Annotated in this window: 22 protein-coding genes; 1 reads left to right on the plus strand and 21 read right to left on the minus strand. The window is 61.6% G+C overall.

Going from position 1 to position 20,393, the window contains the following annotated elements; all coding sequences use genetic code 11:
* Positions 1-25: 25 nt before the first annotated feature.
* The 18 genes from lpdA to sdhC form a co-directional block, all read right to left on the minus strand.
* On the minus strand, positions 26-1,432 hold the full coding sequence (gene lpdA, locus C7U61_RS16945) for a dihydrolipoyl dehydrogenase (RefSeq protein WP_106999251.1): 1,407 nt from the start codon (positions 1,430-1,432) through the stop codon (positions 26-28).
* Positions 1,433-1,460: 28 nt separating this feature from the next.
* Positions 1,461-2,099, minus strand: a complete 639-nt coding sequence (locus tag C7U61_RS16950) for a LysE family transporter (RefSeq protein WP_106999252.1) — start codon at positions 2,097-2,099, stop codon at positions 1,461-1,463.
* A gap of 18 nt (positions 2,100-2,117) precedes the next feature.
* Positions 2,118-2,873, minus strand: coding sequence for an SDR family oxidoreductase (locus tag C7U61_RS16955; RefSeq protein ID WP_106999253.1), 756 nt, complete (start codon positions 2,871-2,873; stop codon positions 2,118-2,120).
* Complete coding sequence (locus C7U61_RS16960; protein WP_245410820.1) at positions 2,870-3,397, minus strand: hypothetical protein; 528 nt, start codon at positions 3,395-3,397, stop codon at positions 2,870-2,872. Before C7U61_RS16960 ends, C7U61_RS16955 begins: the two co-directional genes overlap by 4 nt.
* Positions 3,394-4,143 carry a DUF4241 domain-containing protein gene (locus tag C7U61_RS16965; protein ID WP_106999254.1) on the minus strand — a complete coding sequence of 250 codons (750 nt, stop codon included), beginning with the start codon at positions 4,141-4,143 and terminating at the stop codon, positions 3,394-3,396. The genes C7U61_RS16960 and C7U61_RS16965 overlap by 4 nt, the downstream gene beginning before the upstream one ends.
* Before the next feature lie 15 nt (positions 4,144-4,158).
* Entirely contained in the window at positions 4,159-5,397 is a 1,239-nt protein-coding gene (odhB, locus tag C7U61_RS16970; RefSeq protein ID WP_106999255.1) for a 2-oxoglutarate dehydrogenase complex dihydrolipoyllysine-residue succinyltransferase, read from the minus strand.
* 23 nt (positions 5,398-5,420) lie between these two features.
* Positions 5,421-5,747, minus strand: coding sequence for a YciI family protein (locus tag C7U61_RS16975; protein WP_106999256.1), 327 nt, complete (start codon positions 5,745-5,747; stop codon positions 5,421-5,423).
* 11 nt (positions 5,748-5,758) lie between these two features.
* A complete protein-coding gene (locus C7U61_RS16980; RefSeq protein WP_106999257.1) occupies positions 5,759-8,743 on the minus strand; it encodes a 2-oxoglutarate dehydrogenase E1 component in 2,985 nt (994 codons plus the stop codon).
* A 175-nt stretch (positions 8,744-8,918) separates the two neighbouring features.
* Positions 8,919-9,821: a succinate--CoA ligase subunit alpha gene (sucD, locus tag C7U61_RS16985; protein WP_106999258.1), complete on the minus strand. Its 903-nt coding sequence runs from the start codon at positions 9,819-9,821 to the stop codon at positions 8,919-8,921.
* Between the two features lie 12 nt (positions 9,822-9,833).
* Positions 9,834-10,325, minus strand: coding sequence for a DUF1579 family protein (locus C7U61_RS16990; protein WP_106999259.1), 492 nt, complete (start codon positions 10,323-10,325; stop codon positions 9,834-9,836).
* A 5-nt stretch (positions 10,326-10,330) separates the two neighbouring features.
* Positions 10,331-11,524 (minus strand): ADP-forming succinate--CoA ligase subunit beta, encoded by a 1,194-nt coding sequence (gene sucC / locus C7U61_RS16995; RefSeq protein ID WP_106999260.1) that lies wholly within the window; start codon positions 11,522-11,524, stop codon positions 10,331-10,333.
* 27 nt (positions 11,525-11,551) lie between these two features.
* Positions 11,552-12,514: a malate dehydrogenase gene (mdh, locus tag C7U61_RS17000; RefSeq protein WP_106999261.1), complete on the minus strand. Its 963-nt coding sequence runs from the start codon at positions 12,512-12,514 to the stop codon at positions 11,552-11,554.
* A gap of 179 nt (positions 12,515-12,693) precedes the next feature.
* The gene (gene zapE, locus C7U61_RS17005; protein WP_106999262.1) at positions 12,694-13,857 is read right to left on the minus strand and encodes a cell division protein ZapE; all 1,164 of its coding nucleotides are present in this window, start codon (positions 13,855-13,857) and stop codon (positions 12,694-12,696) included.
* Positions 13,858-13,919: 62 nt separating this feature from the next.
* A complete protein-coding gene (locus C7U61_RS17010) occupies positions 13,920-14,447 on the minus strand; it encodes a protease inhibitor Inh/omp19 family protein (RefSeq protein WP_106999263.1) in 528 nt (175 codons plus the stop codon).
* Between the two features lie 336 nt (positions 14,448-14,783).
* Positions 14,784-15,563: a succinate dehydrogenase iron-sulfur subunit gene (locus tag C7U61_RS17015; RefSeq protein ID WP_106999264.1), complete on the minus strand. Its 780-nt coding sequence runs from the start codon at positions 15,561-15,563 to the stop codon at positions 14,784-14,786.
* A gap of 17 nt (positions 15,564-15,580) precedes the next feature.
* Positions 15,581-17,437: a succinate dehydrogenase flavoprotein subunit gene (sdhA, locus tag C7U61_RS17020; RefSeq protein ID WP_106999265.1), complete on the minus strand. Its 1,857-nt coding sequence runs from the start codon at positions 17,435-17,437 to the stop codon at positions 15,581-15,583.
* Between the two features lie 7 nt (positions 17,438-17,444).
* A complete protein-coding gene (gene sdhD / locus C7U61_RS17025; protein ID WP_106999266.1) occupies positions 17,445-17,825 on the minus strand; it encodes a succinate dehydrogenase, hydrophobic membrane anchor protein in 381 nt (126 codons plus the stop codon).
* 64 nt (positions 17,826-17,889) lie between these two features.
* Positions 17,890-18,288 carry a succinate dehydrogenase, cytochrome b556 subunit gene (sdhC, locus tag C7U61_RS17030; protein ID WP_106999267.1) on the minus strand — a complete coding sequence of 133 codons (399 nt, stop codon included), beginning with the start codon at positions 18,286-18,288 and terminating at the stop codon, positions 17,890-17,892.
* A gap of 301 nt (positions 18,289-18,589) precedes the next feature.
* On the opposite strand from sdhC, the gene C7U61_RS17035 reads away from it, so the two are divergent.
* Entirely contained in the window at positions 18,590-18,985 is a 396-nt protein-coding gene (locus C7U61_RS17035) for a hypothetical protein (protein WP_106999268.1), read from the plus strand.
* 6 nt (positions 18,986-18,991) lie between these two features.
* On the opposite strand, the gene C7U61_RS17040 is transcribed toward C7U61_RS17035, so the two are convergent.
* Genes C7U61_RS17040 through C7U61_RS17050 form a run of 3 tightly spaced genes read right to left on the minus strand, consistent with a single transcriptional unit; the run spans position 18,992 to position 20,388 of the window.
* Positions 18,992-19,642, minus strand: a complete 651-nt coding sequence (locus C7U61_RS17040) for a methyltransferase (protein ID WP_106999269.1) — start codon at positions 19,640-19,642, stop codon at positions 18,992-18,994.
* A 17-nt stretch (positions 19,643-19,659) separates the two neighbouring features.
* Positions 19,660-20,091, minus strand: a complete 432-nt coding sequence (locus C7U61_RS17045; protein WP_106999270.1) for an EVE domain-containing protein — start codon at positions 20,089-20,091, stop codon at positions 19,660-19,662.
* Positions 20,092-20,094: 3 nt separating this feature from the next.
* Positions 20,095-20,388: a YciI-like protein gene (locus tag C7U61_RS17050; protein WP_106999271.1), complete on the minus strand. Its 294-nt coding sequence runs from the start codon at positions 20,386-20,388 to the stop codon at positions 20,095-20,097.
* Between the last annotated feature and the right edge of the window lie 5 nt (positions 20,389-20,393).

Below are 20,393 nucleotides of genomic sequence, written 5' to 3' on the forward strand. Positions count from 1 at the left end.
CTTGTCATGCCGGGACGCTCCGATCTTACATATGGATCGGCTTGAAGAAGGTCGCGAGCGCGGCTTCCTTCACGGCTTCCGACATGGTGGGATGCGCATGGCAGGTGCGGCCGAGATCTTCCGACGAGCCACCGAATTCCATCAGCACGGCGATCTCGTGGATCATCTCGCCGGCGCCGAAGCCGACGATGTGGCCGCCGAGAACGCGATCCGTTTCCTTGTCGGCGAGGATCTTGACGAAACCGTCCGTCGCCAGCATGGCGCGGGCGCGGCCATTGGCCGAGAACGGAAACTTGCCGACCTTGTAGGCGATGCCCGCCGCCTTCAGCTCTTCCTCGGTCTTGCCGACGGAAGCGACTTCCGGCTGTGTGTAGACGACGCTCGGAATGACGTCGTAATTTACGTGACCGGCCTGACCGGCGAGGATTTCGGCAAGCGCCACGCCCTCGTCTTCCGCCTTATGGGCGAGCATCGGACCCTTCACGACGTCACCGATGGCATAGATGCCGGCAACATTCGTCTTGAAGTGGCCGTCGATCTCGACGCGACCGCGATTGTCGAGCGCGACGCCCGCTTCTTCGAGGCCGAGGCCTGCCGTGTACGGCTTGCGGCCGGTGGCGACGAGAACGACATCGGCATCGAGCACGACCTTGTCGCCGCCCTTGACCGGTTCGAAGGTGACCTTAGCGCCGTTGCCGGTTTTTTCCACGCCGACGACCTTCGCGCCGAGGTGGAACTCAAGACCCTGCTTGGCGAGCATGCGCTGGAACTGCTTGGAGACTTCGCCGTCCATGCCGCCCAGGATGGTGTCGAGATATTCGACGACGGTGACCTTGGCGCCGAGGCGCGACCAGACCGATCCGAGCTCGAGACCGATGACGCCGCCGCCGACCACGATCATCTTGCCCGGCACCTTGTCGAGCGCGATGCCGCCGGTCGAGGAGATGATGACCTTCTCGTCGATCTCAAGCGGCACGCCCGGAATGCCGGCAACGTCGGAACCGGTGGCAATGACGATATTCTTGCCTTCGATCTCGGTGACCTTGCCGTCGTCAGCCGTGACGGAAACCTTGCCGGCCGAAACGATCTTGCCGGTGCCCTGGAAGGCATCGATCTTGTTCTTCTTGAAGAGGAAGGCGACGCCGTCGACGTTCGACTTGACCGTCGCGTCCTTGTGCGCCAGCATCTTTTCAAGATTGAGCTTCGGAGCGGCAACTTCGACGCCGAGGGCATCCATGCCATGGCCGGCATGATGGAACACTTCGGAAGCGTGCAGCAGCGCCTTGGAGGGGATGCAGCCGACATTGAGGCAGGTGCCGCCATAGGTCGCGCGCTTTTCGACGACCGCGACCTTCAGGCCGAGCTGCGCGGCCTTGACTGCGCAGACATAGCCGCCGGGGCCGGTTCCGATAATGATCACATCGTAGGACATGTTTCAATTTCCTTGTTTGATATCTTTGTTAGTCGGCCGCCCGCGCCAGGGCGAGGCGGATGCCGAAGCCGACGAGCGCCGCTCCGGTGATGCGGTTGAACCATTTGCCCGACGCGATGAAACGATCGCGCACCGGCTTGACGGTGAAGAAGGTGGAAACCCCGGCAAACCAGGCGACAAGCGCCGACGCCATGCCGATGCCGTAGCTGAACTGGATGAGCGCCGGCGTATCGTGATGCACGAGCGTCGAAAACAGCGACAGGAAGAACAGCACCGGCTTCGGATTCAGGGCATTGGTGACGAAACCCGTCGCCAGGCAGCGCCAGACGGAAACCGGCTTTCGGTCTTCTTCCGTGATCTCGACATCCTTCACGTGGAAGCCCGCCTGACGGAAGGACTTGATGCCGAGATAGACGAGATAGAGAACGCCGGCCCACTTGATGAGGCTGAAAAGCATCAGCGACTGCGACACGATCAGGCCGAGGCCGAGAATGGTGTAGCTGATGTGAAAGAGCAGCGAGAAGCCCATGCCGAGCCCGGTCATCATGGCCGCACGGCGGCCATGCACGATGCTCTGGCGCAGGATCACGGCGAAATCGGCGCCGGGAACGACGATGAAGATCGAGAACACCACCATCAGGCCGAGAAATTCGAAGATATACTGCATGTTATCAATCCGTTCCGATCAGCGGCCACCGCTCACGTCGAGCACGGCACCGGTTATATAGGATGCGTGCAGGCTCAACAGATAGAGAATGGCATCCGCAACTTCGTCGGAAGTTCCTGCCCGCTTCATCGGCAGCTGCGGTGCGACATCGCGAGCTCGGTCCGGCAGGCCGGCGGCGGCATGGATATCGGTATCGATAATGCCGGGCCGGACAGCATTGACGCGGATGCCTTCCGCAGCCACCTCGCGAGCAAGCCCCACAGTGAACGTATCGATCGCTCCCTTGGAGGCGGCATAATCGACATATTGTCCGCCGCCGCCGAGCGTGGCGGCCATGGAGGAGACGTTGACGATCACCCCGCCCTTACCGCCGTGGCGGGTCGACATGCGACGCACGGCTTCGGCCGCCGCCAGCATCGAACCGGTGACATTGATGCGGAACATGCGGTCGATCCGCTCCGGCGTCATCTCGTCCAGGCGCTGGATGACATCGACGACGCCGGCATTGTTGACGAGCCCGTCGATACGGCCGAAATGCGCATCGACCTTGGCGAAGATGGATTTGATATCCTCAGGCTTGCCGACATCGCCGGCAATCGCGATCGCCTCGCCGCCGGCGTCGACGATCGTCCCCACCACAGCCTCGGCCGCATCCTTGTTGGAGGCGTAATTGACCGCCACGGCCCAGCCATGCCGAGCGGCGGCCAGGCAAAGCGCGGCACCGATGCCGCGGCTGCCGCCGGTTACGAGAAGAACAGGTGCATCGTCGGTCATTGATTGCATCCTTTCAGACTAAGGACATCCCAGGGCGCGACAGTCGCCTTGCCCTTGCCCCAGAGGGACGATTTCTGGATCGCGGGACCGAGCGCCGGCAGGAAAAGCCGATCCGCCGCACTCTCGCCTTGCGCCGGCAGCGCGCGGATATGGCCCTTCAGATCCGAGGCGTAGACCATGCCCTGCCAGACGGTGCAAGCGCGGAGATCCGCGCCGGTGACATCGCCTTCGGGGCATTCGAACATGATCCGGCCATCGGCACGCAGTTGATCGTCACCGCGCATGACGATGCCTTCGGCCAAGATGGCCGTGTTGCGCACGGCGAGCTTGAACCTGTTGCTGACTGACGATTCCGACCCCATCGGCTCGAAGCGCAGCTCATAGGCATTGTCCATATCGACATAGATAGCCTTTTCCTGCAGGCACTCTTCCGCATGGGCAGGCATGGGATTGGCCGCGCAGGCCAGCATTATCCAAGGCATTGATGCCAGCCGTGTCATCATGGTCTGAGCCGGCATGGTCATTTCCCTCCCGGCTCGCGCCGGCCATCGGCATTCTCGATTACGCCGAAATCGGTGAATAGAACCAGCGGATGCCCGCCGGCATCGAGCCCCCAGAATACCGGATAGAAGCCGTCGCCCCAGCCGCTCGAGAAAACGGCGACGTTACCCCGTTTGCCTGATACGGGCCGGTGCAGGGCATAGTCGCCGTTATTCGGCTGCAACTCGGACGCCAGAACATCATCATAGTAGTTGATATCCGACGACGACGTCTCGAGCTTCACCCGCTTTTCGCGCTCCTGGATCAGCGTATAGGTGTCGGCATCCATGTAACAGCCGAGACCGGCATCGACCGGATAGCCGAAGAATTCGTCATTCTTCAGCGAATTGATATCCTGGCCAGGTACCAAGGCCGGTTCCCAGCGCACCGGCTTGCCCTCGGCAAAACGCATGCTGGCCGCAGCGATGCGGCCGAAGGCTTGATATAAGGTGACGGGATAGTCGCCGGGAGAAACGGTGCGGGTAAATGCCTCGCGGTCAGGCCCGACAAGCGGATCGCTGGCGACGACCCGCCCCGAGGTCAGCTCGACCTTACCGATGCGACGGATATTGATCGAACGGGCGGCAAGATCGGCGTCGCCAAGCGACACCAGATCGAGATTGCTGCTGAGCTTGGACATGTCGAGCTCGCCCGCACCGGCGGCCGATGGCACCCATGCGGCGACGGCGCAAAACAATCCGCGCAGCGTCCGCAGGGGCCATGTCGACATGATCCAACGCTCCCCTTAGAGATCGAGAACGAGACGTTCCGGATCTTCCAGGCTTTCCTTGACGCGCACGAGGAAGGTCACCGCTTCCTTGCCGTCGACGATACGGTGATCGTAGGAGAGCGCCAGATACATCATCGGGCGGATGACGACCTGACCGCCGATGGCGACGGGACGCTCCTGGATCTTGTGCATGCCGAGAATGCCCGACTGCGGCGCATTCAGGATCGGCGAGGACATCAGCGAACCGTAGACGCCGCCATTGGTAATGGTGAAGGTGCCGCCCTGCATGTCGGCCATCGACAGTGAGCCGTCGCGAGCGGCCTTCGCCAGACGGCCAAGTTCCTTCTCGATTTCCGCGATCGACATCTGGTCGGCATCGCGGATCACGGGAACGACGAGGCCCTTGTCGGTGCCGACAGCCATGCCGACGTGGCAGTAGTTCTTGTAGATGATGTCGGTGCCGTCGATCTCGGCGTTGACAGCCGGCAGTTCCTTCAGCGCGTGTGTGACGGCCTTGGTGAAGAAGCCCATGAAGCCGAGCTTCACGCCATGCTTCTTCTCGAAGATGTCCTTGTACTTGTTGCGCAGGTCCATGACGGCCTTCATGTCCACCTCGTTATAGGTGGTGAGCATGGCGGCGGTGTTCTGTGCGTCCTTGAGGCGCTTGGCGATCGTCTGGCGCAGGCGGGTCATCTTGACGCGCTCTTCGCGGCTGACGTCCTCGACGGCGGTCGGGGCGCGGGCGGCAACGGGTGCGGTCGGCGCGGCGGCTGGAGCCGAAGCGGCCTTGGCGACGGCAGCGATGACATCGCCCTTCAGGACCTGGCCGCGCTTGCCGCTGCCTTCGACCTGATCGGCGGAAAGGTTGTTTTCGGCCAGCAGCTTGCCGGCAGCCGGTGCCGGCGGCATCGAGGAAGCCGGAGCGGAAACGGCGGGAGCGGCAACCGGTGCGGCAGCGGCAGGCGCCGGGGCAGCAGGTGCGGCGGCGGCCTGTGCCGGAGCGGCAGCAGCGCCGTTGCCGGCGGATATCTGGCCGAGCAGCGCGCCGAGACCCACGGTTTCGCCGGCCTGGGCAACGATTTCGGAAAGCGTGCCGGCAGCAGGCGCCGGCACTTCGATCGTCACCTTGTCGGTTTCGAGTTCGAGAAGCGGCTCATCGGCCTTGATGGCATCGCCGACCTTCTTGAACCAGGTACCGACGGTCGCTTCGCTGACGGATTCGCCGAGGGTAGGAACGCGGATTTCAGTGGCCATTGTTCAAATCCTGATTTTCGTCTTTATGAGTTGGATGGAATTCCGGCGACAGAGGACCGGAGAATGAGTGAGGGCATCGGCGAGATTTCGATACGGAAACCGAGTCCGGCGAGAAGAACGGGGTCGGCATCACCAAGCGCCTTGGCCGCATCGGCATGCTCGACGTCGACGACAGCCATGCCGAAAGCACCATCGGCCGCGAAGACCGGGCCGACGACAATTGCCGTTCCGGCACTCGCATGTTCACGCCAATAGGCGGCGTGTTGCTGCATGGCGGCCATCTCCTCCTCCGTACCGTCATGCGGGAAGCTGGGGCGCGGCGGCACAAGTTTCAGATGAAAATAGGCCATCGCGCAACCCCTCAACCGCCGAGCGCGTCCTCAAGGAACGCCGCAAGCTGCGCTAGATGCTTGGACATCAGGCCCGTCGCCGGAGAGGCGGCGGCCGGACGGCCGGTGTAGCGAACGCGCTGGTACTTGGCATCGATATGGGCGAGCACCCATTCCAGATACGGATCGATGAAGGACCATGCGCCCATGTTCTTAGGCTCCTCCTGGCACCAGACCATCTCCGCATTGCGGAAGCGGCTGAGCTCGTTGATGAGCGCCTTGGCCGGGAACGGATAGAGCTGTTCGATACGCAGCAGGTAGATATCATCGATGCCGCGCTTCTCGCGCTCTTCCAGCAGATCGTAATAGACCTTGCCCGAGCAGATGACGACGCGACGGATCTTGTTGTCCTTCTGCAGCTTGATCGGACCGTCCTTGATCAGCTCCGCATCGTCCCACAGCAGGCGGTGGAACGAGCTTTCGCCCGCCATCTCCGCCAGCGTCGACACCGCGCGCTTGTGGCGCAGCAGCGACTTCGGCGTCATCAGGATCAGCGGCTTGCGGAAATCGCGCTTCAGCTGACGGCGCAGGATGTGGAAGTAGTTCGCCGGCGTCGTGACGTTGGCGACCTGCATGTTATCCTCGGCGCAGAGCTGCAGATAACGTTCCAGACGGGCCGAGGAGTGTTCCGGACCCTGACCTTCGTAGCCATGCGGCAGCAGGCAGACGAGACCGGACATGCGCAGCCACTTGCGCTCGCCCGACGAGATGAACTGGTCGAACACCACCTGCGCACCATTGGCGAAATCGCCGAACTGGGCTTCCCAGAGGGTCAGCGCGTTCGGACGGGCAAGCGAATAGCCGTATTCGAAGCCGAGAACCGCTTCTTCAGAGAGCATCGAGTTGATGACTTCGTAGCGGGCCTGGGTCGGCGAGAGATTGGCGAGCGGGATGTAGCGCTCTTCGGTCTCCTGATCGTAGAGAACCGAATGACGCTGCGAAAAGGTGCCGCGTTCGCAATCCTGACCGGACAGGCGGATCTTGTGGCCTTCGACCACGAGCGAACCGAAGGCCAGGGCTTCCGCCATGGCCCAGTCGATGCCCTCGCCCGTCTGCACCATGTTGGCGCGGTTTTCCATGAAGCGCTGGATGGTGCGGTGCGCGTGGAAGCAAGCGGGGATTTCCGACAGCTTGCGGCCGATTTCCTTCAGCGACTTCATCGGCACGGCGGTCTTGCCGCGGCGCTGCTCGTCGGCATTGTCGGCCGTGTGCAGGCCGGACCACTCGCCGTCGAGCCAGTCGGCCTTGTTCGGCTTGTAGGACTGGCCGGCCTCGAACTCCTGCTCGAGATGCGCACGCCAATCGGCCTTCATCTTCTCGACTTCGCCCTCGGTCAGCACGCCTTCGCTGATCAGACGCTGCGAATAGATCTGCAGCACCGTCTTGTGGGCGCGGATGACCTTGTACATGTTCGGCTGCGTGAAGGACGGCTCATCGCCTTCATTGTGGCCGTAACGGCGATAGCAGAACATGTCGACCACAACGGGCTTGTGGAACTTCATGCGGAATTCTGTCGCGATCTTCGCGGCATAGACGACCGCTTCGGGATCATCGCCGTTGACGTGGAAGATCGGCGCCTCGATCATCTTGGCGACGTCGGACGGATAGGGCGACGAACGCGAGAAGGCCGGATTGGTGGTGAAACCGATCTGGTTGTTGATGATGACGTGCATCGTACCGGCAACGCGGTGGCCGCGCAGACCGGACAGACCGAGGATTTCGGCAACGACGCCCTGGCCGGCGAAAGCCGCGTCACCATGGATGAGCAGCGGCACGACCTTGGCGCGCTCGGACAGCGGGATGATGTCGCCGTCCCACTGGGTGGCGCCCATATCCTGCTTGGCACGGGCCTTGCCCATGACGACCGGGTTGACGATTTCGAGATGCGACGGGTTTGCCGTCAGCGATACGTGCACCTTGGCACCATCGAAATCGCGGTCCGAGGACGCGCCGAGATGGTACTTCACGTCGCCCGAACCCTCGACTTCGTCAGGCGCGTAGGAGCCGCCCTTGAACTCGTGGAAAATGGCGCGGTGCGGCTTGCCCATGACCTGGGACAGCACGTTCAGACGGCCGCGATGCGCCATGCCGAACACGGCTTCGCGAAGACCGAGCTGGCTGCCGCTCTTCAGGATCTGTTCAAGCGCCGGGATAAGCGATTCGCCGCCGTCGAGGCCGAAACGCTTGGTGCCCTTGAACTTGACGTCGAGGAACTGCTCGTAGCCTTCGGCTTCGATGATCTTCTGCAGGATGGCCTTCTTGCGTTCGGGGTTGAACGCGATGCCCTTGTCCGGACCTTCGATGCGTTCCTGAATCCATGCCTTTTCCTCCGGGTTGGAGATGTGCATGAATTCGACGCCGAGGGTGGAGCAATAGGTGCGCTCGAGGATTTCGATCATCTCGCGAACGGTCGCGAATTCGAGGCCGAGCACGTTGTCGATGAAGATCTTGCGGTCGAAGTCGGCCTCCGTGAAGCCATAGGCTTCCGGCGACAGCTCCTTGTAGTCTTCGACCGGAGCGGCGATGCCGAGCGGATCGAGCTTGGCGTGCAGGTGGCCGCGCATGCGATAGGCGCGGATCATCATGATGGCGCGGACGGAATCGCGTGTCGCCTGCAACACGTCGGTCGCGCTCGCCGGCGCACCGGCGGCGTCGGCCTTGGCCTTCAGCTTGGTTTCGATAACCTTTTCGACAACGCCCCAGTCGCCGTCGAGCGCGGAAACCAGATCGCCCTTCGGCTGGATCGGCCAGTTCTTGCGCCGCCAGGAGGCGCCCTGCGCTGCCTTCTTCACATCGTCGGGGCTATCCTCGAGCGCCTTGAAGAAAGACCGCCACTCGTCGGAGACCGATGAAGGATCGTCCTCGTAGCGCGCGTAGAGCTGCTCGATATAGGCAGCATTGGCGCCATCCAGGAACGAGGTGATCTGAAATTGCTCGTTGGCTTCTTGCCTTGCCATGGTGAATCTGCGGGCGCTCTCGCCCGTCTCCCAACTTGTTTGCATTGCCGGTTTTCGGGTCCCCGGCGACCGTATTTCGTTCGCGGCCGTCAAGGCCGCAGCTATGCACTTGCGAATGCCGGAACCGGACGGGACAAGGCGACTGCCGCCCCGTCCGGCCTTGCTATAGGTAGGCTCAGCCCTTCAGGACTTCCACCAGCGTCTTGCCGAGCCGCGCCGGCGACGGCGACACGCGGATGCCTGCCGATTCCATCGCTGCGATCTTATCTTCCGCGCCGCCCTTGCCGCCGGAGATGACGGCGCCGGCATGGCCCATCGTGCGGCCGGGAGGTGCGGTGCGGCCGGCGATGAAGCCGACCATCGGCTTCTTGCGGCCCTTCTTGGCTTCGTCCTTGAGGAACTGCGCGGCGTCTTCTTCCGCCGAGCCGCCGATTTCGCCGATCATGATGATCGACTTGGTTTCGTCGTCGGCGAGGAACATTTCCAGGACGTCGATGAATTCGGTGCCCTTGACCGGGTCGCCGCCGATGCCGACGGCCGTCGTCTGGCCGAGACCTTCATTGGTGGTCTGGAACACGGCTTCATAGGTCAGCGTGCCGGAGCGCGAGAGAACGCCGACGGAGCCCTTCTTGAAGATGGAGCCCGGCATGATGCCGATCTTGCATTCGTTCGGCGTCAGAACGCCCGGGCAGTTCGGCCCGATCAGGCGCGACTTCGACTTGATCAGACGGTCCTTGACCTTGACCATGTCGGCGACCGGAATGCCTTCCGTGATGCAGACGATGAGCGGGATTTCGGCTTCGATCGCTTCGAGGATCGCAGCCGCGGCACCGGCCGGCGGCACGTAGATGACCGATGCGTTAGCGCCGGTCGCTTCCTTGCCTTCAGCGACCGATTTGAAGATCGGCAGCTTTTCGCCCTTGGAACCGGTCCAGGTTTCACCGCCCTTGGAAGGGTGGATACCGCCGACCATCTTCGTGCCGTGATAGGCGAGCGCCTGTTCAGTGTGGAAGGTGCCGGTCTTGCCGGTCAGGCCCTGAACCAGAACCTTGGTGTCTTTGTTGATGAGGATAGACATGCGAGGCCTTTGTTACGAGAGGTTGGAAGACGCGGAGGCAACGCGGCGATATAAGCCGCTGACGACCTCCTGCCATGTATCGCTGCCGGCGGGCGAGAACGTGACGCCCATGCGGTAGCAGTCTTCATTTTCGAACTGGAAGAGAGTGCGTTGTTGACCGCGCGGCGAGACCTTGGTCAGGACAAGCTTGTCGTCGGTCCATTCGCCGGAGGCCGGCGCGGCGGGCGTAAAGCCTACCGTATCGAACTGATAGAGCTTGTAGGCCTGATCCGCAGCGTCGAAGCCGAAAATGTTCCGGGCTTCGAACGACGTGCTGCCGTCCCGCGTCTGCACGTAGCGCTGCTCGACGAAAAATCCGCCGAACAGCCACTCGGCCGTGAGGCGCGCGGCTGCCGTGCCTTCCTTCGTCCAGGCCGAAGCCGCGACGCGCTCTTCCCCTTCCCAGGTGCCGGCAAAGGCACCGAGGCGAAGATGAGCAGCCGTTGGAGCGAAGGAAGCAGCCATCCCGATCAGCCCTTGACTGCCTTCACGATCTTCTGGGCGGCATCGTCCAGGTCATCTGCGGAGATGACGTTGAGACCGGATTCATTGATGATCTTCTTGCCGAGCTCGACATTGGTGCCCTCGAGGCGCACGACGAGCGGAACCTTCAGACCGACTTCCTTGACGGCTGCGAGCACGCCTTCGGCAATGACGTCGCACTTCATGATGCCGCCGAAGATGTTGACCAGAATGCCCTGGACGGCCGGATCGGCAGTGATGATCTTGAAGGCGGCCGTGACCTTTTCCTTGGTGGCGCCGCCGCCGACATCGAGGAAGTTCGCCGGCTCGGCGCCGTAGAGCTTGATGATGTCCATGGTTGCCATGGCAAGACCGGCGCCATTGACCATGCAGCCGATGTTGCCGTCGAGGGCGACATAGGCGAGGTCGTATTCGTGCGCCTGGATTTCCTTCTCGTCTTCTTCCGTCGTGTCGCGCAGTGCGCGGATGTCTTCATGACGGAAGAGCGCGTTGCCGTCGAAGGAAACCTTGGCGTCGAGAACGCGTAGGCGGCCGTTGGTCATGACGATCAGCGGGTTGACCTCGAGGAGCGCCATATCCTTCTCGACGAAGGCCTTGTAGAGGATCGGGAAGAGCTTGGCGGCATCCTCGCGGGCAGCACCCTCGAGCTTCAGCGCGTCGGAAAGGGCGGCCGTGTTGGCAGCCGTCACACCCGCCGACGGATCGATGGCGACGGTGATGATCTTTTCCGGCGTATCGTGCGCGACGGTCTCGATATCCATGCCGCCTTCCGTCGAAACGACGAAAGCGACCTGACCGACGGAACGGTCGACGAGGATCGAGAGATAAAGTTCGCGGTCGATATCGGCGCCGTCTTCGATGTAGAGACGATTGACCTGCTTGCCGGCCGGGCCGGTCTGCTTGGTGACCAGCGTGTGGCCGAGCATTTCCTTGGCGTTGGCGACGACTTCGTCAACCGACTTGGCAAGGCGGACACCGCCCTTGGCATCCGGGCCGAGTTCCTTGAACTTGCCCTTGCCGCGGCCACCGGCGTGAATCTGGCTCTTGACGACGTAAAGCGGGCCCGGAAGCTGCTTGGCAGCGGCGGCGGCTTCATCGGCGGAGAAGATGGCGACGCCGTCCGCGACGGGTGCGCCATAGGTCTTCAGCAGCGCCTTGGCCTGGTATTCATGAATGTTCATGGGTCTATCCCTGTTGGAAGTCGGAAATTACTTCAGCGACGGCGCGATCGTCGTGCAAGCCTCGCAAAGGCCGGCAACGGCCGCGACCGACTTGTCGAAGGCTTCCTTTTCGGCCTTGTTCAGGTCGATCTCGATGACGCGCTCGATGCCGCCGGCACCGATGACGGTGGGAACGCCGACATACATGTCCTTCACGCCATACTGGCCGGAGAGGTAGGCGGCGCAAGGCAGGACGCGCTTCTTGTCCTTGAGGTAGGATTCGGCCATGGCGATGGCGGAAGCGGCCGGAGCGTAATAGGCGGAACCGGTCTTGAGCAGGCCGACGATCTCGGCGCCGCCGTCACGCGTGCGCTGGATGATTTCTTCGAGGCGCTCGGCGGTGAGCCAGCCCATGTTGACGAGGTCCGTCAGCGGGATGCCGGCAACGGTGGAGTAGCGGGCGAGCGGAACCATCGAGTCGCCGTGACCGCCGAGAACGAAAGCCGTGACGTCTTCGACCGATACGTTGAATTCCTTGGCGAGGAAGAGGCGGAAGCGCGAACTGTCGAGCACGCCGGCCATGCCGACGACCTTGTTGGTCGGCAGGCCCGAGAACTTCTGCAGCGCCCAGACCATGGCGTCGAGCGGATTGGTGATGCAGATCACGAAGGCGTTCGGGGCATACTTCTTGATGCCGGCGCCGACCTGTTCCATGACCTTGAGATTGATGCCGAGAAGATCGTCGCGGCTCATGCCCGGCTTGCGGGGAACGCCGGCCGTGACGATGCAGACGTCTGCGCCTTCGATCGCGGAATAGTCGCTGGCGCCGGTGAGGTTGGCGTCGAAGCCTTCGACCGGGGAGGACTGGGCGATGTCGAGACCCTTGCCCTGAGGAATGCCGTCCGCGATGTCGAACAGGACGATATCGCCCAGTTCCTTCAGGCCGGCGAGATGCGCCAGCGTGCCACCAATCATGCCAGAACCAATAAGTGCGATCTTGTTGCGCGCCATTTCGGTGTATCCTTTGCGATCAAAATCCGTGGCAGGACACCTGCAAGGCATCCACCTTTGCCGCCATTCGCATAGACCCAAAGGGCGAAATTGGCAATTGATTATTTTGAGATCAGGAATTTCAATCGGTTAGATCGAAAAATTCTTACGTAAACGTAAGCGGGTGTTTCACTGGTTTGTTACTCGGCGGCGCGCCTTGCCCGAGTCTGAGCGAGATATTCGGCGCTGCGCATCTCGAAAAGCCGCGAGGCGGTCCGGTCGAATTCGAAGCCTTCGGTGCCCCGGCGTTCCACTAGCAAGTCCTCCGGCATCGCGGCTGCGGAGACGTAAAGCCGGATATTATGATCGTAGAGCGTATCGATCAAAATGATGAAACGCTTCGTTTGGTTCCGCTTATCCGGACCGAGCTTCGGCACGCGATCAAGAAAGATCGTATCGAAACGCTCGGCGATGGCCAGAAAATCGGCGGGGCCAAGCGGCGCGCCGCAAAGATCGGCGAAGGAAAAACGCGCCATGCGATCGACGGCCAGCGGGACATGGATGGAGCGCCCCTTCATCGGGATCTCCGCCGGCTGCGCCTTGCGCCCGTGCAATGCCTGCATCCAGGAGGCATCCATCGCCATGTCGGTACGCTGGTCGAGGGGGGTGAGATAGACGGGCTGGCTGTTCAGCTTCTCCATGCGGTAGTCGGTCGGCGAATCCAGCGTCACGATATCGACATGCTTCTTCAGAAGATCGATAAAGGGCAGGAAAAGACCGCGATTGAGCCCGTCCCGGTAGAGATTGTCCGGCTCGACATTCGAAGTGGCGATCAGCACGCAGCCGAGCGAGAACAGCTCGGAAAACAGCCGCGAAAGGATCATCGCGTCGGCAATGTCGGTCACGGTGAATTCGTCGAAGCACAGCAGTTCGGCTTCGGCGTAGAGATCGGCGGCAACAGGCGGTATGGGATCGGCCTGCTTCGTCTCGCCGTTCTTGAATTTCAGCCGCTGCGCCGCAATCCGGTTGTGCACGTCGGTCATGAACTCGAAGAAATGCGCCCGGCGCTTCTTCTGGCAGGGCGCCATCGAGAAGAACATGTCCATCAGCATGGTCTTGCCGCGGCCGACGCTGCCGTGAATATAGAGGCCTTTGATCGTCTCGACGGACTTCTTGCGCGCGGCAAACATCCACCCCAGGGCGCTGGATTTTGCGGCGGGCCGCTTACGCTTGAGATCGGCAAGCACACGGTCCAGCATCTTCGCCACATCCATCTGCGCCGAATCCACCTGAAGGGACCCGGACGCCGTCAGCGCCTTCAGCTGTTCGCAGACGCTGAGCGAGTAATCTGGCATGGGCTGCATGGGGAAATATCCGCCTGTGCAAATGGGGCGCACCCAAAGGATGCTGCCCCTTTCAAATAAGCTTATCGGCTGAGGCTGAGCGGCTGGCCGGAGGCGGTCGAACCGTCGAAGCGCGCAGCGGCCGTCTTGTAGAGTGTGCCGATGGTCGAGCCATCACGATTTTTCAGGAGGACCTGCTTGCCGGAAACCTCCCACGAACCCATGGAGGTCAGTTCGCCCGCGCAGCCGCGCGTACCGCCGCGCGAGCCGCTGCCGAGATTGGTCAGCGTCAGGAACATGTCGCAGCTCGATCCGCCATTGCTGACCTTCCAGCTGCCGACCATCGATTCCTTCGTGACATCCATGGCGGAAGCCGCCATCGCCTGCTGTTGCGCCGGATTCCCCGCATTCGGAGCGCCCGTGGGAGGGGCTGGAAACTGCGAGCCGTTGCCGGCGCCTGGTGGCGGAAGCTGGCTTGATTGTACGGAAGGAACAGGCTGAGCCTGCAGTGGCGGCGGAGAAGAATAACTGTCGTTGTTGTATGCCGTGCGCTGGCAACCGGCAAGCGACAGACCAATCGCCGCAGCCGTCGCTGCATATCTAAACTGCATCATCACACTCCTAAATGATTGTCCACCGCTGACATCTGCAAAGTGATATTTAATGATGTCCGAATTATCGTATTTCACTTTGGTTAATCAAGTCGATACCGCCACAAAGTGCCGTAGGCCATAGCTGGACAAGAATTGGGTGGTTTCAAGGCTTAATCCGCTGCAACCCGTCTAAAATGGCTGCGAGCGGCCGTTCGGTGGCCTCTCCGATGCCCGTCCTTGCTCGAATGCTTTCGCGACGGCAACATGTTATGCGCCATCTGGAGAACGATGCGGGCGCTTCGGCGAGCCCGCCGCAGCATTTTGCTTTGCGGTTAAACGGCTGGAAACGGCGGGTCAGACCCGCCGTTCGACCATCATCTTCTTGATTTCGGCGATTGCCTTGGCCGGGTTCAGACCCTTCGGGCAGGTCTGGGCGCAGTTCATGATCGTATGGCAGCGATAGAGACGGAAGGGATCCTCGAGATTGTCGAGGCGTTCGCCCTTGGCTTCGTCTCTGGAGTCGATCAGCCAGCGGTAAGCCTGCAGCAGAACAGCCGGACCGAGATAGCGGTCGCCGTTCCACCAGTAGCTCGGACAGGAGGTCGAGCAGCAGGCGCATAGGATGCACTCGTAGAGGCCGTCGAGCTTCAGGCGGTCTTCATGGCTCTGCTTCCATTCCTTGGCCGGCGGCGGCGATACCGTCTTCAGCCAGGGTTCGATCGAGCGATGCTGGGCGTAGAAGTTTGTCAGATCCGGCACGAGGTCCTTGACGACAGGCATATGCGGCAGCGGATAGATCTTCACGGTGCCCTTGATCTCGTCCATGCCCTTGGTACAGGCGAGCGTGTTTGTGCCGTCGATGTTCATCGCGCAGGAGCCGCAAATCCCTTCGCGGCAGGAGCGGCGCAGCGTCAGCGTCGGATCGATCTTGTTCTTGATGTAGAGCAGACCGTCGAGCACCATCGGGCCGCAATCGTCGACATCGATGTAATAGGTATCGATGCTCGGGTTCTGGCCGTCATCAGGGCTCCAGCGATAGACGCGGAATTCGCGCGTGTTCTTCGCGCCGACCGGCTTCGGCCAGACCTTGCCTTCGCGCATCTGAGAGTTCTTGGGGAGAGCAAGTTCAACCATGGTCAGTTCCTCTCAGATCAGTACACGCGTGCCTTCGGCTCGATCTTGTGCGGATCGATGCCTTCGGCGATCAGGTCGGTGTGAACCGGACGATAGTCAAGCTTCACCTCGCCTGCCTCGTTGACCCAGGCAAGCGTATGCTTGCGCCAGTTCTCGTCGTCGCGGCCGGCGAACTTGCCCTCGGTATAGTCCTCGCGGGCGTGCGAGCCGCGGCTTTCCTTGCGGGCTTCGGCGCCGTAGATGGTCGTGATGGCATTGGCCATCAGATTGTGCAGTTCGAGCGTTTCCACGAGATCGGAATTCCAGATCAGCGACCGGTCGGTGACCTTGATGTCAGGCAATTCCTTCCAGATCTCCGACAGGCGGCGGCAGCCGGATTCCAGCGATTCCTGCGTGCGGAACACGGCGGCGTCTTCCTGCATGGCGCGCTGCATCTTCTCGCGCAGTGCCGCAGTCGGCGTCGAGCCGCTGGCGTGGCGCAGGCGGTCGAAACGCTCCATGATCTTGTCGCAGGCGGCGACGTTCACAGGCGGAACAGGGCTGTTGCGGTCGATGACCTGGCCGGCTCGGATGGCGGCGGCGCGGCCGAAGACCACGAGGTCGATCAGCGAGTTGGAGCCGAGGCGGTTGGCCCCGTGCACCGAAGCGCAGCCGGCTTCGCCGACAGCCATCAGACCGGGCAGAACGCGCTCGGGATTGCTGCTGTCGGCATTCAGCACTTCGCCCCAATAGTTCGTCGGGATGCCGCCCATATTGTAGTGAACGGTCGGCAGGACCGGGATCGGATCGCGGGTCACGTCGACGCCGGCGAAGATGCGGGCGCTTTCGGAAATGCCCGGGAGACGCTCGTGCAGCACGGCGGGATCGAGGTGGTCGAGATGCAGGAAGATATGGTCCTTGTTCTTGCCGACGCCGCGACCCTCGCGGATCTCAAGCGTCATGCAGCGCGAAACGACGTCGCGGGAGGCAAGGTCCTTCGCCGAGGGAGCATAGCGCTCCATGAAGCGCTCGCCCTCGGAATTGACGAGGTAGCCGCCTTCGCCGCGCGCGCCTTCGGTAATAAGACATCCCGAACCGTAAATACCGGTGGGATGGAACTGCACGAATTCCATGTCCTGCAGCGGCAGGCCGGCGCGGGCCACCATGCCGCCGCCGTCGCCGGTGCAGGTATGGGCAGACGTCGCCGAGAAATAGGCGCGGCCATAGCCGCCGGTCGCCAGCACCACCATCTTGGCGGCGAAGCGATGGATCGTACCATCATCGAGGCACCAGGCAACGACGCCGGTGCAGCGGCTGCCATCATCGGACATGATGAGGTCGAGCGCGAAATATTCGATGAAGAATTCCGCGTTGTTTCGGAGCGACTGACCGTAGAGCGTGTGCAGGATAGCGTGACCGGTACGGTCGGCGGCGGCACAGGTGCGCTGTACCGGCGGTCCCTCGCCGAAATTCTGCATGTGACCGCCGAACGGGCGCTGATAGATCTTGCCTTCTTCGTTACGGGAGAAAGGCACGCCGTAATGCTCGAGCTCGTAGACGGCCTTCGGCGCTTCCATGACCATGTACTGCATGGCATCGACGTCGCCGAGCCAGTCGGAGCCCTTGACGGTGTCGTAGAGATGCCACTGCCAGCTGTCCGGCGTCATGTTCTGCAGCGAGGCGGCAATGCCGCCCTGGGCTGCGACCGTATGCGAGCGGGTGGGGAAGACCTTGGTGATGCAGGCGGTGCGGAAACCTTGTTCGGCCATGCCGAGCGTGGCGCGCAGGCCGGCGCCGCCGGCGCCGACGACGATTACGTCATAGGAGTGATCGATATATTTGTAGGCTTTCCCGTTCTGAGCGGGCCCATTCTGAGCGGATGAGTTCGGTGCCATGATGCAATTATCCTACGAACGCGATCTTCAGAACGGCGAAGAGACAGAGCCCCGCCACGACGATCGCGAAGAACGTGTTGAGCATGAGAAGGACGATCTTGGCGAATTCGCCATGAACATAGTCCTCGATAATGACCTGCATGCCGATCCTCATGTGAAAGAGGGCTGAGATCACCATCAGGCCGAAGATGACGGCGACGATCGGGTTCGACAGCGCATGCACAACTTCGGCATAGGGCGCGCCAGCATAGATCATCAGGAAGATGACGAAGAAGAGCAAGAGCGGAACGTTGGCAACGGCGGTCAGGCGCTGGCGCCAGAAATGATCGGTACCTTCCTTGGCGGAACCGAGACCGCGGACTTTGCCCAGAGGAGTGCGCATATCCATGAGAAATATCCTTTAAAGCATGATCCCGAATGCGCTGAAGCGCTTCCGGGAGCGATCATGCCAATCAACCCAACCGGATGATGATGCCGATGATCCAGACCAGCGCGGTCAGACAGATCGAGCCGATGAGCGTGGCCTTGGCCATCCTGGTCGAAACGGCGGGATCGAACCCATGCCCCAGATCCCACACGAAGTGGCGCAGACCGCCAAGCATATGGTGCAGAAGCGCCCAGGTGTAGCCAAACAGGATGATGCGGCCGATGATGGTGCCCATGATCCAGTTGACCAGATCGAAATAGGCCTGACCGGTCGCCGCGGCGATCAGCCACCAGGCGACCAGCAGCGTGCCGAAATAGAGCGCGCCGCCGGTGATGCGGTGGAGGATCGACATGACCATGGTGGGAATGGGTTTGTAGATTTGCAGATGCGGCGACAAAGGCCGGTTTTGTGTGACGTTCGCCATCAGAACCTCGCGGCGTTACGATACGCTTAGAACCCGGTATCCGGGGCAACGCGCGCGCAAAGACGTGCAGTGTGCGTTGCATCATTGCGACCAATAATCACAGAGACGCCCATCCACAAGCCCAATTGATGCCTGCATCGAATTTAATCGATTCGGATCGCATTGCACTTTAGCGAGCATGCAAGCACGGACTTCCCATTCGGGGCCGTTTACCATTTCGGCAACCGTGACGTGGACTTCGCGCGGCTCTTGGGGCAATCTGCCGTTAAGATTTCATTAACCGATCGAAGCGAGGCGAATCATGAAGCCGCATCTTTTAAAGGCAGCAGCGCTCATCGTGGCGGCGGCAATTCTTTCCTTCGCACCGGCATCGGCGGGCGACTACCGGCACTGGCATCATCAGGACCGCTCCGGCTTGGTGCACCTGAACCAGATAGCGGAACCCCAGGATCGCGAGCAGCAACCTGCCCGGATCGTCATCATGGAACGGCGCGACGCGGCGAACGCCGGCAGCTATGCCGGCTCGGCCGACGTCTATCGGGCCGATGGTGGTACCTATGTCATCGGCTATGGCGGCTACAATCCCTACGCTCCGCCTGCCACAATGCAGCTGAGGCCGAAGGCGAAAGTCATCGATGTCCGCTATGCCGGCAATCCCTGCTCGTATGAAGCGGGCGTCTGCGTTATCCGGCACTGACGATTGTCAATCGGCGGCAAAACGCCAGACCGTCGTCTTCTTGACCTCGCTATCCTCCAGTGCCCGCGTAACCGGCACTTCATAGGTGGCCTGCGCCTCCAGGCGTTCCTTCGGAAGATAGGCCCTGCCGGGATCGCCGACCAGAACGAGCCTCCCCTCGCCGGCTAGTTGACGCAGCCAGGGAACGAGCTTCGCCGCGATATCACGATCGTAAAAAACATCACCGGCAAGAATAACCTCCGCATCCACGGTGCGGCCTATGATATCCTCACCGGCGAAATCCAGATCGACGCCGTTTTCAACGGCATTGAGCCGGATCGCCGTGCCCGCCCACGGATCGATATCGACCGCGAGCACATGAGCCGCACCCGCACGCATCGCCGCAATCGCGACGAGCCCGGAGCCGCTGGCAAAATCCAGCACGATCTTGCCTGCAACGATCTCCGGATGATCGAGGATATAGCGCGCCAGGCTCTGCCCGCCGGCCCAGGCAAAGGCCCAGAAGGGCGGCGGCAAGCCGATCGCCTCCAGCTCCTCTTCCGTCTTCAGCCAGAGTTCATGCGCCTCGCTCGCAAGATGCAAACGGATTTCCGGCACATGCGGCGGCGCCATGAGGCTGGTATTGGCAAGGATGAAGCTTTCGGGATCGGTTTTCACGAGGTCCTTCAGCCGGATCAGACCGGCGGATTATCCAGGCCGCCCATGTGGCAGACTTCGAGCCATTCCTCGTCGGTCACCGGCTGCACGGAAAGCCGCATGGAGGTGACGAGCGACATTTGCGAGAGCTTCGGATTGGCCTTGATATCCTTGAGGGTCACGGGATTCGGCATGTCGCGCACCGCGCGGATGTCGACGCATTCCCAGCGCGGATCGTCCTTGGCGGTCGAGTCCGGATGGGCGAGCGCGCAGACCTCCACGATACCGACGACCTCCAGCCCGTCATTGGAGTGATAGAAGAAGCCCTTGTCGCCGATCTGCATGGACCGCATGTTGTTGCGGGCAAGATAGTTGCGCACGCCGGTCCATTCGGTGCCCTTTGCGCCGGCATCCTTCTGCTGTTGCCAGGACCAGGAGGACGGCTCGGATTTGTAAAGCCAATGAGCCATCTCTCATGCCTCCGGATTGTTGAAGACCCAGTTGAACGGCTTGATCTCGACGCTCTCGAACAGGCCGGCCTTCATATAGGGATCGGCGTCGGCAATCGCCTTGGCTGCCTCGCCGCTCTCGGCATTGACGACAACAAGGCTGCCGTTCGGCTTGCCGTCCGCATCCAGGAATGGACCGGCCATCTTCAATGTGCCTTCGGCATTGAGCTTGTTCAAATGCTCCAGATGCGCCGGACGCGTCTCCATGCGAACATTCAGATGACCGGGCTTGTCCTTGCAGACAAAGGCGAAAAGCATGGTTT

It is taken from the genome of Rhizobium sp. JAB6, from assembly GCF_003024605.1.
Taxonomy (GTDB): Bacteria; Pseudomonadota; Alphaproteobacteria; order Rhizobiales; family Rhizobiaceae; genus Rhizobium.